Source organism: Candidatus Cloacimonadota bacterium (assembly GCA_021734245.1).
Classification (GTDB): Bacteria; Cloacimonadota; Cloacimonadia; order Cloacimonadales; family TCS61; genus B137-G9.
The window spans coordinates 1-15,332 of the sequence record JAIPJH010000078.1; the positions used below are offsets into that span (position 1 = coordinate 1).

A 15,332-nucleotide genomic window follows, 5' to 3' on the forward strand; every position below is an offset into this window, starting at 1 on the left:
AAAATTCTACAAATTTTGAGTGTCTCGCTTTTTGAAAAAGTGCCTATTTTGCAACTACTTACAAAATCGGATTACAGAAAAACTACACCCTCCGATTCTAAACAATTGGTATTGTTTAACTTATAACAGGACAGTAGTGTTATTTTACATTTAAAACTCTCCGCTCCATACACTTCGACCTTTGCGCTTCTTGTTTTTCCCCGACATTTCTTTGCTTGACATCGCAAAGCCAATCCAGAATTTAACTTCTGAAAATTATTTTGGGAGATAAAATGCTGAAAGTTGGAATTGCTGGCGTGGGAAAGTTTGGCCAAAATCATGCCAGAATTTTGTCGCAGTCCGATAAATGTGAATTTGTAGGATTGTATGACAAAAACAGAAAACGCGCCAAAGAAATTTCGACCAAATTGAGCTGCAAATCTTTTGAAAGTTTCGATAAGCTAATAGAAAACTGTGAGGCTTTAGTTCTTGTCGTAACCACCATTTCTCATTTTGAATTGGCAAAAAAAGCTTTGGAAAAAGGCATTCATGTCTTCATCGAAAAACCGATAACTGAAACTCTGGAGCAAGCGGAAGAATTAGTAGAAATAGCGAAAGAAAAAAACTTGAAGATCCAAGTTGGTCATATCGAACGTTTCAATCCCATCGTTACCGAAATGGAAGATAAGATCAAAGACCCGATCTTTATCGAATGCCATCGTATTGCTCCTTTCACACCGCGTGGAACCGACATTCCAGTTGTGCTGGAATTGATGATCCACGACATAGATCTGATCCTGGCATTCTGCAAAGGAAAAGTGAATAGAATAAGTGCCAGTGGAGCAGGAGTAATGACCAAAAGTATCGATATTGCTAACGCACGCATTGAATTTGAAGATGGTGCTGTGGCCAACGTTACTTCCAGCCGTGTTTCGCTCAAGCGCTCACGCAAATTTAGAATGTTCCAGAAAGATGGCTATTTTTCTATGGATTTTCAGCATAAAAAAGTAAAATATATCAAGAAATCAAAAAGTGCATATAAAGTGATTCCTCAAATCATGATGGGGAAATATGATGGAATCGATGTAGAAAAAGTTGTGGATATAATGGAGGTGGATGCTTCCGATCGCAAAAAAGATGCTCTTACAATGGAATTGGAGAGTTTTATTCATGCGGTCGAAGCAGATCTGAATCCTGTGGTGGATGGAGCTGCCGGAACCAGAGCACTGAAGGTTGCTCTGGAAATCGTGGAAAAGATAAATAAAAAGTGATGGTCTTTCTGAAGATCTTCATAAGGACGTAGATAAACTATTAAATATCTGGAGAAAAATATATGAAAACAATAGAAGTTAAAGATCTTAAAGATCATTTAGAAAAAGAAGTAAAATTGCGTGGTTGGGTGCGAAATTATCGCAAAGCCAGCAGTAAATTACGGTTTGTGATTTTCCGTGACGGCAGTGCTGATGTGCAGTGTGTTGCCTTCAAACCGGAAATGGGTGTAGAAAACTTTGAAAAAGTAAAAGCACTCACGATAGAATCTTCGCTGGAAATAATCGGAATTCCTCAGAAACATCCCAAGCGGGAAGGTGTGATTGAGTTTCATTTAAAAGATATAAACATTATCGATATAGCAGATGAATATCCCATTGGCAAAAAAGAGCATGGCCCTGATTTTCTGCTTTCTCAGCGTCATTTGTGGATGAGAAGTGCTAAGCAGAATGCTGCTCTCAAAATTCGTCATACAGTTTATTTTGCAATTTGTGAATATCTGAATAATAATGGATTTTATCGTTTTGATTCACCGATCCTGACACCAAATGCCAGTGAAGGTACTACAACTCTGTTTGAAGTTCCGTATTTTGATCTGGGCTCGGCATTTCTTTCTCAAAGTGGACAGCTTTATCTGGAAGCCGGAATTATGAGTTTGGGGCGTGTTTATGATTTTGGACCGGTTTTCCGGGCAGAAAAATCTAAAACCCGTAAACATTTAACGGAATTCTGGATGATGGATGCGGAAGCTGCTTTTGTGGAGCATGACGAAAACCTGCAAATTCAGGAAGAACTTATCAGATATGTAATTCGCACGGTTATCGATAGAAATTCACGTGAGTTGGAAATCCTGGAACGCGATGTGGAACAATTGAAAAAAGCTGATGCTCCTTTTAAGCGAATGACGCATAGGGAAGTGATCGATTTTCTGAAAAGCAAAGGTGTGGAAATTGACTATCTGAGTGATTTCGGTGCGCCGGAAGAAGAACTTATAACAGCTGGTTCTGATGTGCCGGTTTTCGTGGAAAAATGGCCCAAAGAGATCAAATCATTTTACATGAAGCGTGATCCAGAAAATCCCGATATTGCTCTGGGAGCAGATTTGATTGCTCCGGAAGGATTCGGTGAAATAATCGGAGGTTCTCAGCGTGAAGATGATCATGAACTGCTGTTGGAACGCATCAATAAAGAAGGTTACAGCATCGAAGATTATCAGTGGTTCCTGGATCTGCGCAAATACGGCAGCGTGCCACACAGTGGATTTGGAATCGGCTTGGAACGTTTAGTTCAATGGATGAGCGGTGTACGTCACATTCGTGAAGTGATTCCATTCCCAAGAATGATCAATCGGATTTATCCGTAAAACTAGCTGGTTAGCAATTAGCTGATTCGCAATTAGCACATTCTTAATTGGGCTTCTCGACTGGGGAGCCTTTTTGTATTTATGTTTGATTTCAGTATGAATCAATTCCCATAAACCAAAAACTTATCCCAGGCATTTTGCTGCAAAGCATCACGCTCAATATCAGTTATGTCGGGATCGTTAACGTAAGTTGCTCCGACAGGAGTTTCATGCCAGATAAAAGCGAAAAAAGCACAACACGCAAGGTAAGTTCCCTGCACTGTAGGATGGTTCCCATCAGGCAGAAAAAGATCGATCTCAGGATTTTGCTGTAATGAATATTGCCAGGCTCGCGCAATAGGGAAGACCGGAGCATCGAGTTGCTGTCCAATATAATTATAAGCTGCAGCCTGCTGTTCGATCATTGTATTGAACTCAGCTTCGAATGGCCAACTGAAAAAGAAGGCAGTTTGAGCTCCTGAATCAGCAATAATGGAATCTAAGGCGGTTGCATAATAATAAAAAAGATCAGGATCATTAACAGGGCGAGAAGTCATTTCCTGCAGAATTACCATATCGTAATTCCCATTTGTAATCTCATCTATGGTGGCAGGATTGTTGTAATGCATTTCCAAAGTCCAACCACCACCTGTAACGCTGTTACATTCAATCCCCAGTTCAGGATCGATATTATTTGCCAGATTCATTGTATGTTCATCTACTCCACCGTTATAATAAGTTATGCTGTTTCCAATAAAGAGTAATCTTTGCGGATAATCAGGCAGCAAATTTGTCCAATCAACTATAATTGTAAGGTTTCCATTTAGTGGAACAAGAACAAGTTCGATGTTAACTGTAATTGTTTCGCCGGCAACTACTTCTCCTGTACCAGTTCCTTCGGCAATCAGTAAGTCACTTTCGTAAACTGCTACATAAATTTCATAAATTCCGGGCTGCAAAGCATAAAAAGTTCCTGATGCAATATTGTTTTCAATTGTCAGTTCCAAACTTCTGGTGAAATCATCCCGGGTGATTGTAACTATTACCTGTGTTACATCAAAGCCATTATCGATCGCGGGTTGCAGGTTCATTTCAATCGGTAATTCAGCAATTTCATTATCGTTAGTTGGAAGCTGCTGGCAGGATGTAAAAATTACCATCAGAGAAATAATCAATAACTTAAGAATTATCTTCTTCATAAATAACCAATTTAAAATTTATTTTTGTTCTCTTTGAGCATAAAGGATTTGAAAAATATCATCGGCAATACTATCCAAATGTGCTTGAGAAATTGTATTGAAATTTTCCATGTTGGCAGCTTCAATTTTATTCTGTATCTTTTTTATATTAAATCTCGCTAAAGCTACAGCATCAGCAGGAAGTTCATCATTATCCTTTAAAATGAGATTACCCAGATTTTCAATATATTTCTTCTGCAGATTTCTACGGTAACTATTGATATTTTTTTCTTCATCCAGTTCTTGCCACACTTCAGTTCGAATCGTATCAAAAAGCTCTGCCATTGTGAAAGCTTCTTCATGCTTGGGGAATTTTACTTCGTTGTCGGTTATTCGAGCCAGAATGCGGGGATTGAAAACATGAGAATAAATAATAGATTGAATCCAATTTACATAATTATGGATCTTATATTCCTGCCGATCATAACTCCAGATGCTGTTTGTGAACTTGGCATTTTTTTCGGGAACAAGTTTATTTAAAACATCAGGATCAAATTCAAAAGCATCAGCAGCGAACATATTTTTCATCAGGAAATCAAGTGCTTCCCGCTGTTTTGCGGCAGGCACAATTTCAAATGGTGGTCTGCCATTTGGATCGCCGATGTGATCACGATGAGAATAGATTCCACCAATAAATTTTACTACATTTCCAGCAGCACTGTTGTATTCGCTCCAACCCTGACCAAAAACATCCCGGAATTTTGTGTATGATTCTCCTTCTTTCTGGAAATTTTCAATTATATTATCCCACCAGTAATTAGCCAGTTCCAGGCGATAAATATAATTTTCTATGATATCAGAACTCATATCGAAAACATTGCAGTTTGGATCCATTCCACGAGCTCCACGCCCGTAGGAATCCTCATCTGTGCCATAATCATGATATGGTAAAGCACCTTTGGATGCAATTTCTCCCAGTTTTTCATCTTCATCCTTATCAAATTCCGAATAAGCATATTCAACGACCCATTTATCCCATTCACCTACTTTTAACTGGAAATATTCAACCTGATCTCCATGCAAGGGTGCCAGATAAGCAGGAACATAATCCATCACAGAACCAACGATTCCGTGTTTTTTTACAAAATCTTCATCCTGAATTTGCTCATTGGTGTAATAGGTGCTGGCTTTAAAATTGTGACGGAAACCAAGCGTGTGTCCGACTTCATGAACAACCAGAGCTTTGATTCCCATATCTACAAATTTCTTCAGATCTTTTTTTGATCCGCTGAAAGTTCCGCTTCTGGTCAGGAAATTCCAGGCGTAAGACATCTGATAGGAAAGCCCTTCTGCATAAGCATCACCTTCGTAAAATCTATTTGTGTTTTTGATGGGCAGGTTAGAATTTATAAAGCTTTCAAAACTGCTTCCCGGAACTACGACATCTCCAAATTCACGAGTATAAAAACGAACGAAATCAATTGAAATACGAATATCTGCATCATAAAGTTCACCAGTATAAGGATTGGCATGCGAAGGTCCTACAGCATATCCACCACCAGGTTGAACTATCCAGCAGATCGTGTTGTAACGGGCATCGGCCGGATCCCAATCCGCATCTTCGGGCATCTCTTTTACAACGATGGCATCTTTGAATCCAATTTCTTCGTAAGCTTCATTCCAAAGTAAGATACCTTCTTTTACCGGTTTTTTAAACTCGTCGGGAATGGTATTTTCCAGCCAGAAAACAATAGGTTCTACCGGTTTGGAAAGTTTTGAATTCGGATTTTTCTTTTTCAAATTCCAGCGATTGATATACCGTACATAAGATTCCTCATCCAAAAGATCAGAGTAATCTTGATAAATCGTTGTGAAACAGCCGATTCTATCATCAGCTTTCCTTGCTTTATAATCAGTTTCGGGAATTGTGGAAAGGCTGTAATGATATTTGTGGATCATACTTCTGGAATCCGGCAGCGTATAAACATCGCGCCATTTTCCGCTTTTAAAGTGCAGAATTACATCAATTTCTGAATTTAATGGAAAGGATTTTATATTGCCAAAATAACTGTTTTCCTTATCGTAATTAACTTTTGCTTTATATCTATCGGTCACATATTCCACATTTGCCATATCACGCAGGAAAATATCGGCTGCTTTGATGAGAATTGCTCCAGTTTCAGAATGAGGTTTACCAACAATATTTGTAGAAGCAATAATGGAATTGGAAATACTCTTTTCCAAAGCTCTGCTCATAGCTTCTTCATCAGCCCGAAAACTCAAGTTTTTCTGGATCATTTGAATTCGATTGTTCACCTTTTTGAAGAAAAAGGGAAAATTCCAGAGCATGGAAGAAGCGTCGAACATGTAGGCATCACCGGATTGACGCGTCATTGTACAAAGATAGATTATACCAAATTGTTCGGGATTGATCTGCAGATAAACTGTGCCGTCTTCTTCGTTTTTGTACATTGTAAAAAGACCTTCGATCTCCTGCAGGTCTTTGATAAGATCTTCAAAACCTTTGTTGGCATTTATACTATCCGATTTTGCTTCTGTTATGGCTTGTTTAATTTCTTCAGATGAGATCAAACTGTCAGGATCAAATTTGTCTGATCCTTTTAAAGCAAAGGCATTGATGAAAATTCCCAAAATTAAAATTAATATTGTAAATCCAGTTTTTTTATTTTCCATATTTTCACTCCGTATTATCTTCAGCTTCCCGAGATTCCTGAGGAATTTCTTTTAATAATTCTCGTACTGTTTCTTCATCTTCTTTGCTAACCAGAAATACAGCATTTCCGATATCAGCACCCATCGCAAATTCAAATTTTGCTCCCAGGATGCTCTGCATATTTTCGCCATTCACGAAATATTGAATGCCGGAATCTTCCAGAACAGATTTTATTATTGCCGTTAAGCCAGGATCTGCACTTTCGAAGACTTTTACAAATTCAACATTTTCATCAGGTAGAATAACATCTACCAGATCGACGTCACATTCGGGACAATGTGTAATTCCTTGTTTATATTCAGCTTTACATTTTGGACAGAACATAATTCACCTCACTTATTTTTTTTTTCATTAAAAACTTGAACCCGGTTTCTACCCAGGTGCTTTGCTTTGTAAAGAATTTTATCGGCAGCTTTCAAAACTTTCTCCGGTTTATCCAGTTCTTTATCTGCTTCTGCAGCTCCTATACTTACAGTTATTTTCACCTGTTTGGATTTTGGAATTTTTTTCTTTCCCCGATATTCATCAGATTTGAATTTGCGATCTTTATCTCGAATAATAAAAAGAGTTTTTTCGATTGCCTGTCGGCATTCTTCCAAGATTGGAACCGCTTCTTCCAGAGTTTTACCAGGGAAAATCGTAGTAAACTCTTCACCTCCATAACGGAAAGTTTTACCAAATTCCTGATTATGATTTAATTTTGCAGCTACCATGCGCAAAGCCTGATCACCAGATTTGTGACCGTAAGAATCGTTAAATTTTTTAAAGTGATCCACATCGATCATGGCAATTGTGTATTTTCTGCCAAGATTCAGCATAGATTCATTGAATCTGCGCCTTCCCGGTAAACTGGTGAGTTCATCCACATAAGCCAGGTAAAACGAAGATTCTATTGTGGAAATTAGAAGGATTATTCCTGCTACGCAAAAAAAAAGCTGCATTTGAACTTGATTTTGATATCCGACAATTCCGGGAAAGACAGAAATTAGAAGGACAAAATAATATGCATTAACTACATTGCGTGATTTGTTGTAGTGGTAAATAAAAATTCCCAGCACCACAAGCAGTGAGATATAAATCATGGTGTTATCAATCAACAATCGGAAAGTTAAAAAATCGATGAAATAGCCAAATACCTGTTCCAGCCAGGCAGAAAAATTGGGAAATTCAACATACATTTCATAGATAAATTTTGAACCAGAATTATCCCGGAAATTGCTCAGGAAAAAGATGAAACCCATTTCAATAAGTAAAATCAAAAGATAACGAATTCCCACATTTCCAAATATAAATTTATTCTTGATCTTACTCCAGATAATGAATTTTATCGGCAGAAAGAAGGCTATCAATAAAGTTATTGTCGGCAAATTGGGAGCAAGATGCAGAAGCGCAAAATAGCAGACAAACAAAGTAAATGAGTTTAATACAAGACCTGTATTATGAGAGCGGAATCCAAATAGAATTCCCAAAGTAAAAAGCAGGTAGGGAAGATAGGGGATGATGACCAAAATGGAACGCAGCAAAATATTGCATTCAGCTTTATCACAGATCAAAGTCCATTTGGTTGATAAGATGATTGCTGATAAAAATAAAATCGTTGGCAACAAAAATGGTTTTATATAATTCAGAAATCTTCTAAACATTTTTATCGGCATCCTCATGAATGGTAATGATCTTTCTAAGCTGAAACTTGAGTACAAAATAAGACAAAATACCACCTAAAATGTAAGCGGTCATCGTTGCCAGAAAAATTCCTTTTTCCTGCCAGTATTTTGCTCCCAGATTGGCCAGAGGAATATAGATCACAAACATCTGTAAAAAGATTAAACCAGCTGCATGATAAGGCCTTTTTATCACATTCAGAGCAGTATTGAAAAGCTGAAAAATTCCATTCAATCCATAAGATATTGGCACGATGGAAAGGTATAAAACGATCGTGGAAACAACTTCTTTATCTTCGTTGAAAATTCTGCCGATCGAGGTAGCAAAAGTTCGTAACAAAATGAATAATAATATTCCCCACAGGATAGCAAAACGACTGCTGAATTTGATGCTTTTTAATATTCTGGTTATGTTTTTTGCTCCCAGGTTTTGGCCGATAAAAGGTCCGAAAACCGAAGCTAAAGACATTATTACAGCCATTGCAAAAAACTCGACTCTGGAAGCAACTCCGTAGCCGGCAACAGATTTTGGGCCGAAATCTGCCAGAAGTTTTGTGATGATGCCAGTGGTTAATGGGATCATCATGCGCGCTGCCATGATGGGAATGCCAATGAATAAAACCGTTTGCCAGGATTGGATTATCTGGCGGAAAGAATCGAAATGAGAGGTCAGCATTTTTTCACGTTTTGCCAAAACCCAGAGAGCAACAGTAAAAGTTGTGAATCTGCTAAATACTGTTGCCAGAGCAGCTCCTTCAATTCCCAATTCGGGAAATGGCCCGATTCCAAAGATCAGAAGCGGATCGAGCAGCATATTCATTCCAGCGGCGATCATCATGATCAGGCTGGGAGTTTTTGTATCTCCTGTGGCACGAATCGCATTATTTCCCACCATGGGAACTACCACAAAAGGCATGCCTATATACCAGATCATCATGTATTGTTTGATATAATCCAGGATCTGCCCTTTTGCTCCCAGCAACGTAAATAGCGGCTCTATAGTTAATAAACCGAATATTACAAATCCAATCACGATAGAAAAAGCCAGCAGCAGACTGTCGGTTGTTAATCGTTTAACCCGGTGTTGATCTCCTTCACCGATAGCGCGGGAAATAACTGCCGAAGCTCCCATTCCCAAACCAAGTGCAATGCTGTTGATGATAAAAACTACCGGAAAAGTAAAACTGAGCGCAGCCAGATGATTCGTTCCCAGTTTACCTACAAAGTAAGTATCAGTAAGGTTGAAAGCAACCATACCAATCATGCCGAATATCATGGGGATAGTGAGTTTTATTAAAGTTTTACCAACAGGTCCGGAAGTTAACTTGCCCTGTGTTTTATTTTTATTCATTCAAGCAATTAAATTTCTTTCAGCTTATACTTTCTGCTTCCCAAACCAATTTTTTCGGCATGTTCAAGTTGGATTTCAGGATTCAAATTTGGATGTGAAAATCTACCAAGATTCTGATCGTTAAATTTCCGGGTTAGATCTAATGTTGCCTGGTCGATAGCAACAGGATCGATTCCCACCAGAATTCCAATATCATCGATAATCGGTTCTTGTTTGATGCTCATGCAGTCACAATCTTTGGTCATATCTGTAAGAATATTAATGAAAAGAGCTTTACCTTTTTTATTTTCCAATGCTCCTAAAGCATATTCTGCCATCATTTTCTGCAATTCTTCTGATCCGTTTCCCCAGTTGAATTTTACTGCAAAGAATTTGCAGAGCGTTAAGCATTCTCCACAGCCGATGCAGATGTTTCCATCAATTTTTGCTGCTCCATCGATTTCTGATATTGCCTGAACAGGACACCATTTGATGCATTGTCCGCAAAGTGTACATTCTTCGGGTTTAATGAACGGTTTGATAGAAGAATGTTGATGCATTTTTCCTTTGCGGCTGGAAAGCCCCATTCCTACATTTTTTATGCAAGCTCCAACCCCCGAAACTATATGGCCGGTTGGATGAGTAACAACGATCAGGGCATCGCATAAAACAGCATCGCGAGCAATATTAACTTTATCGAATAAGATCCCTTTGATGGGAACTTCTATTTCGGTATTTCCAAAAAGGCCATCGCACATTATGAACGGTGCATCCAAAGTTTCATAATTAAATCCATGTTTTTGTGCTAATTCCAGATGCGTGATAGCATTTGATCTTGGTCCCGAATATAGGGTAGAGGTTTCTGTAATAAATGGCAGAGCTTTCTGTTCTTTTACTTTTTTTACGCCAATTGCGATCAATTCTGGAGAAATGTGAGTCGTGTTGTTTACATCTCCGATATGTGTTTTTATGCCGACTTTATCTTTTTCGGAAATAAATTTTGAAAAATCAATTTCCGCTAATATTTTTTCTAACGCAGATTTTCTTTTATCCAAATTGCTTTTTGCCGGCAATTTAATAAATAGAATTTCATCTTTTGCAGGATACATAATTATTTCACTTCTCCCTTTTTCTTCATTTTATCATACATTTCCGGATAATATTGCCGCATACAATCAGGACAGATTCCATGACTGAAATCTACATTGGCATGTCTGGCGATATAATTTTCTACCTGATCCCAATAACCACCATCATCACGAACTTTCTTGCAATGCGAACAAATGGGAATAAGACCGCTGAGAGTTTTAACTTCATGCAGAGCCTTTTGTAGATCTTGTATCAATTTTTCTTTTTCTTTTTCTGCTTTTTTCAGTTTGGAAATATCACGGTAAGTAATTATCATTCCAGTTGGTTTTTCATCGATAATTATCGGTGAAGTGGAAACCAGAACCGGAATCAAATTTTCATTTTTATCTTTTCTTACAGTTTCAAAATTCATCACTTTTTTCATTTTTCCCTGGCTGAGTTCTTTTGCTTCTCTGCGTTTATCATCGGGAACGATAAGATCGAAAATAAGTTTATCCTTGGCTTCATTTTGTTTATATCCAAATACTTCTGTGAAACGTATATTTATTTCAATTACTCGATATTTTAAATCTACGTAAGCTGCAGGTTCAGGATTTCCTAAAAACAGGCTGGTGAACTTGGTGTTACTAACCTTTAATTTTTTTGAAGCTTCATTTTTTACAAAAGTTATCTGGATAGCAGCTTTCAAATCATTTTCATTGAACGGTTTTACCAGATAAAAATAAGGTTCGGCTTCTGTTGCTGTTTGGATGGTTTTATCATCAGCGTAAGCAGTTAAGAAAATGACAGGTATATCTTTCTGTTTCTGTATTCTTTTAGCAGCTTCGATTCCAGAAATCTTGCCTTCCAGCATTATGTCCATGATGATCAGATCAGGTTTTTCATTGATGGCAAGACTGATTGCATCTTCGCCTGATGCACAAACACCGACTACGTCATATTCCATTTGAATCAAAGTTTTTTTTATATCTTCAGAAATCATTACTTCATCTTCTACTATCATTATCCTGTACATATTTTCTCCACAAATATAAAATTCTTATCGAACTATTATAGTTAAGTTTTTATAGTCAAGAAGTAATTATTTATAATTATAATCTTCTTTACAAAAAAAGGCGGCATGAAATTTTATCCAGAAAAAATTTGGGAGTTCATTATGAATAAAATTGGCTTTGATTTTCCATCCAAACCAAGAAAAACAGCTTTGTTCGAGGTGGAAAATTGGTATCAAAAATTACTTTCTGAAAGGCTTGATAGACCTTACTCTCCGATTAAAACCAGCAATTTTGGCGAGTATGACATGGCGGTGAACTATCTTACCTCAGTTTTGGAAGAAGCAAAGGCTATCGACAAAGTAGCTGTTTTCAATATAGATCACATGGCACAGATCCAATTTAAAGGAAAAGATGCTTTAAATCTTTTAGATCGTGTGCTTCCTGCAAATGTAGAAAGTATGAAAATCGGGCAGTGTAAATACACCTTGCTGCTTATGGAAGAAGGAACTGTTCTGGATGATCTTATAATAATGCGAATATCTGATGATGAATTTATTCTGGTGATAAATGCCGGACATGATATTACAGATGAAGAAAAGGGCCTGATCGCTGATGCAGATTTTATTTTGAAATACAAAAAAGATGATGAAGAACTGGCAGTAAAAGATATTTCTGATAGACTTGTAAAGATCGATATTCAAGGACCGCTTTCCTTTAAATTGATTAAAAATATTTATGGCGAAGAAGTGTTGAAGAACAGAAATAAACCGGAAAAAAATATGCGTTTTTTCACCTTCAATGAATTTGAATATGATGGTGAGCATTATCTCATCAGCCGCACAGGATATACGAATAGATGGGGTTGGGAATTGTATGTTCCTGCAAAAGTGGCACAAGAACAGTTCAGGAAGATCGCACTTGAAGCTCTGGAACTTGGCGGATTAGTCGTAGGTCTTGGTGGTCGTGATGAGAACAGAATTTCTGCAGGAAATGTTGGTTTGCCGTTAAATGGCAGTGAATATGACAGAGATCATACTCCTGTGAATTCTCCACTTTTTGGTGCAGCAATCGATATGGGAAAAGAAAATTTCGTTGGTAAAAAAGCTTTAGAAGCTGAAATTGCATCTGGTACTGATAAACACATGGTTTTATTTATTTCGGAAGGCATTGTTTCAGGACGGGGAATTTATAAAGACGGGAAAAGATGGGGAACGGTTACTTCCAGTATCAATTCGCCCAATGTAAGCCAGGAAAAACGTGAATTCATCGGTTCAGCCCGCAAGAACGTTTTGGGTGAGAACGGCACAGCAGCCATCGGCCTGGGTTGGGTTTACACGAATCCATTCGAGGTGGATGAAAAAGGAAATGATATTGTGATGTTGGATGATGAGCCTGTTCGCATCAGAGTGGAATTTTATCGGGAAGATGAAAATAGAAATCCGATCGGAAAGCGTGTTCTGGGCTATATCAGCGGTGATGGCGTGACGCCGGCAACTGCTCCAAAACCTTTGAAACAGATACAGAATTTGTAGATTGAGATAACATCGGAATGTTTCCCGATTTGTCGGGAATCTTCCGATTGTTATCGTTTGTTCGTTCAATTCATTAATAGCATGATAATTGATTTTTTCTTTCATTTGATCCTATGCGTGAACGCATAGGCTATTGAGGCGCAGGCTATTGATAACGCGATAAATGTTCGTGTAAATAATCAAATAGCCTGGGCGTGAGGGATTTGTTTTGTATTCATTCCAAAAAAAATAGCCCAGAATAAGATGAAAAAAAATTAAAAATACGCCGTTCACGGCGTTCCCTCCAACAAATTCCTTTACAAAACCACCCCCAATAATTTTTCTTCAAACCAGAAAAATCTGAAGCAGAGGAATGATATGAAGAAAATTGCTGCACTTGTCTTATTTTTTATGATATTAAATATCCTGAACGCACTCGGCACATTACACGTTAAATCTGTTAAAGAATTACCTGCCACACATACAAATTTAAAAGTATACGATGCCGATGGAAAATATGCTCCGGTGCTTATCATCAAAACCGAACTTAAAGGCTTGGGCATCCAAAACGTGGGAAGACCCACCAAGCACGCACCGGAATACATGGCAGGCGATCACCAATATAAGTTCTACATGAACGACAGCCAGCGTGTGGTTAAGATTACTCATGCCGATTATGAACCTTTAGAAGTACGACTTCTGGCAGATTTCGGCATCGAAGTAAAGGCACAACGGGTATATGAAATGCTTCTGGATAACACACCAGAAAAAGAATTTATCAATGTGGTGATAATTTCCGATCCTGTCGATGCTACCAAGATAATTGACGGCAAAGATATGGGTACTGGTCAAAGCTTTGAACTTTTCATTGGAAAGCATATATTAAAACTCCAGAAAAACGGCTTCAAGTCTCTTACCAAAAATATTGAAGTTTCGAGAAGCAAAACTCTTTTTAATAACCTTGAACTACAAGAGGTAGAACCAGTGATGATCACCATCAAATCTGAACCTGACGAAGCGGACATCTACATTAACAACGTGAACGAAGGTAAAACCAATAAACAGCTTTTCAAGTTTCCCGGCAACTACAATCTCCGTCTGGTAAAGGATAAATACGATACAACAGAACAAAACATAACTGTTACAGAAAGCGGAACTAACACTTTTGATTATACTTTGCAGAAAAATACATCTCTACTAACAATTAATACCACTCCTTCCAATTGTGAAATTTACGTTAATAACGAGAAAATATCGGGTAACAGCAAGGAAGTATCCGCCGGTATGTACCGGGTGGAAGTGAAGAAAACCGGTTACTACGAACAAAGCCGTACCGTAAATGTGGAAAAAGGCAGAAACAAAACCGAAAGCTTTATCTTGGAACAAAAGACCGGCAAACTGCAATTTGTAGTAGAACCAATGGAAGCAAAGATTACATTGAAGCAAGGCAATAGTGCCGTACAAAGCTGGAACGGTTCTAAATATCTTAGCTCGCTTGCTATTGGAAATTACACTATTACAGCTTCTTTGAGCGGCTACACCAGCCAGACCAAGCAGGTGAAAATTAATTTGGATGAAACAACGAAAGTAAATATGAGTTTGCAGAAGGGTTATGAACCCCCTCAATCCCCCTTTTCAGGGGGAAGTAGGGAAGGAATGGTTTTCGTAAAAGGCGGCACTTTCCAAATGGGCAGCAATGAACAAAATGATGAAAAACCGATTCATTCCGTGACGGTGAGTGATTTTTATATTGGTAAATATGAAGTAACGCAGAAAGAGTGGAAAGCTGTGATGGGCAGTAATCCTTCGAACTGGAAAGGCGACAACCTGCCGGTGGAAAAGGTAAGCTGGTATGATGCCGTGGAGTTCTGCAACAAAAAAAGCGAAAAAGAAGGCTTGCAGAAGTGTTACAACGGCAGCGGGGCGAATATTACCTGCGATTTCAGCAAAAATGGATACAGATTACCAACCGAAGCGGAATGGGAATATGCGGCACGAGGAGGCAATAAATCCCGCAACTACAAATATTCCGGTTCGAATAAAATCGACGATGTTGCCTGGTACACATCAAACAGCGGTTCAAAAACTCATAATGTTGGCACCAAGCAGGCAAATGAACTTGGTATTCATGACATGAGCGGCAACGTGTGGGAATGGTGCAATGACTGGTATGATAAAAACTATTACTCCAGTAGTCCTAAAAATAATCCCAAAGGCGCTTATAGCGGCAGCTATCGCATTTTG

11 protein-coding genes are annotated in these 15,332 nt (G+C 38.2%); 4 read left to right on the forward strand and 7 right to left on the reverse strand.

Features of this window, described 5'->3' with window-relative positions; all coding sequences use genetic code 11:
- The first annotated feature begins 272 nt into the window (after positions 1-272).
- Together K9N40_10650 and asnS are read left to right on the forward strand one after the other, a co-directional pair.
- On the forward strand, positions 273-1,250 hold the full coding sequence (locus tag K9N40_10650; GenBank protein ID MCF7814926.1) for a Gfo/Idh/MocA family oxidoreductase: 978 nt from the start codon (positions 273-275) through the stop codon (positions 1,248-1,250).
- Positions 1,251-1,312: 62 nt separating this feature from the next.
- Positions 1,313-2,611 (forward strand): asparagine--tRNA ligase, encoded by a 1,299-nt coding sequence (asnS, locus tag K9N40_10655; GenBank protein ID MCF7814927.1) that lies wholly within the window; start codon positions 1,313-1,315, stop codon positions 2,609-2,611.
- 101 nt (positions 2,612-2,712) lie between these two features.
- On the opposite strand, the gene K9N40_10660 is transcribed toward asnS, so the two are convergent.
- Genes K9N40_10660 through K9N40_10690 form a run of 7 tightly spaced genes read right to left on the reverse strand, consistent with a single transcriptional unit; the run spans position 2,713 to position 11,597 of the window.
- Positions 2,713-3,789: an SGNH/GDSL hydrolase family protein gene (locus tag K9N40_10660; protein ID MCF7814928.1), complete on the reverse strand. Its 1,077-nt coding sequence runs from the start codon at positions 3,787-3,789 to the stop codon at positions 2,713-2,715.
- Between the two features lie 18 nt (positions 3,790-3,807).
- Positions 3,808-6,462, reverse strand: coding sequence for a zinc-dependent metalloprotease (locus tag K9N40_10665; protein ID MCF7814929.1), 2,655 nt, complete (start codon positions 6,460-6,462; stop codon positions 3,808-3,810).
- A gap of 4 nt (positions 6,463-6,466) precedes the next feature.
- The gene (locus tag K9N40_10670) at positions 6,467-6,826 is read right to left on the reverse strand and encodes a DUF2007 domain-containing protein (GenBank protein MCF7814930.1); all 360 of its coding nucleotides are present in this window, start codon (positions 6,824-6,826) and stop codon (positions 6,467-6,469) included.
- 8 nt (positions 6,827-6,834) lie between these two features.
- On the reverse strand, positions 6,835-8,145 hold the full coding sequence (locus K9N40_10675) for a GGDEF domain-containing protein (GenBank protein MCF7814931.1): 1,311 nt from the start codon (positions 8,143-8,145) through the stop codon (positions 6,835-6,837).
- Positions 8,138-9,514: an MATE family efflux transporter gene (locus K9N40_10680; GenBank protein ID MCF7814932.1), complete on the reverse strand. Its 1,377-nt coding sequence runs from the start codon at positions 9,512-9,514 to the stop codon at positions 8,138-8,140. The genes K9N40_10675 and K9N40_10680 overlap by 8 nt, the downstream gene beginning before the upstream one ends.
- Positions 9,515-9,522: 8 nt before the next feature.
- Positions 9,523-10,602, reverse strand: coding sequence for a DUF362 domain-containing protein (locus K9N40_10685; protein ID MCF7814933.1), 1,080 nt, complete (start codon positions 10,600-10,602; stop codon positions 9,523-9,525).
- 2 nt (positions 10,603-10,604) lie between these two features.
- Positions 10,605-11,597: a response regulator gene (locus tag K9N40_10690; GenBank protein MCF7814934.1), complete on the reverse strand. Its 993-nt coding sequence runs from the start codon at positions 11,595-11,597 to the stop codon at positions 10,605-10,607.
- 141 nt (positions 11,598-11,738) lie between these two features.
- On the opposite strand from K9N40_10690, the gene K9N40_10695 reads away from it, so the two are divergent.
- Together K9N40_10695 and K9N40_10700 are read left to right on the forward strand one after the other, a co-directional pair.
- Positions 11,739-13,109, forward strand: coding sequence for an aminomethyl transferase family protein (locus K9N40_10695; GenBank protein MCF7814935.1), 1,371 nt, complete (start codon positions 11,739-11,741; stop codon positions 13,107-13,109).
- 357 nt (positions 13,110-13,466) lie between these two features.
- The coding region (locus K9N40_10700) for an SUMF1/EgtB/PvdO family nonheme iron enzyme (GenBank protein MCF7814936.1) at positions 13,467-15,332 on the forward strand (1,866 nt) is incomplete at its 3' end.

Bases quoted from the DNA above. Each gene is read 5' to 3' on its own strand.
- K9N40_10680 (MCF7814932.1), bottom strand. From the start codon at position 9,514: ATGAATAAAAATAAAACACAGGGCAAGTTAACTTCCGGACCTGTTGGT.
- asnS (MCF7814927.1), top strand. From the start codon at position 1,313: ATGAAAACAATAGAAGTTAAAGATCTTAAAGATCATTTAGAAAAAGAA.
- K9N40_10675 (MCF7814931.1), bottom strand. From the start codon at position 8,145: ATGTTTAGAAGATTTCTGAATTATATAAAACCATTTTTGTTGCCAACG.
- K9N40_10665 (MCF7814929.1), bottom strand. From the start codon at position 6,462: ATGGAAAATAAAAAAACTGGATTTACAATATTAATTTTAATTTTGGGA.
- K9N40_10660 (MCF7814928.1), bottom strand. From the start codon at position 3,789: ATGAAGAAGATAATTCTTAAGTTATTGATTATTTCTCTGATGGTAATT.
- K9N40_10685 (MCF7814933.1), bottom strand. From the start codon at position 10,602: ATGTATCCTGCAAAAGATGAAATTCTATTTATTAAATTGCCGGCAAAA.
- K9N40_10695 (MCF7814935.1), top strand. From the start codon at position 11,739: ATGAATAAAATTGGCTTTGATTTTCCATCCAAACCAAGAAAAACAGCT.
- K9N40_10690 (MCF7814934.1), bottom strand. From the start codon at position 11,597: ATGTACAGGATAATGATAGTAGAAGATGAAGTAATGATTTCTGAAGAT.
- K9N40_10650 (MCF7814926.1), top strand. From the start codon at position 273: ATGCTGAAAGTTGGAATTGCTGGCGTGGGAAAGTTTGGCCAAAATCAT.
- K9N40_10670 (MCF7814930.1), bottom strand. From the start codon at position 6,826: ATGTTCTGTCCAAAATGTAAAGCTGAATATAAACAAGGAATTACACAT.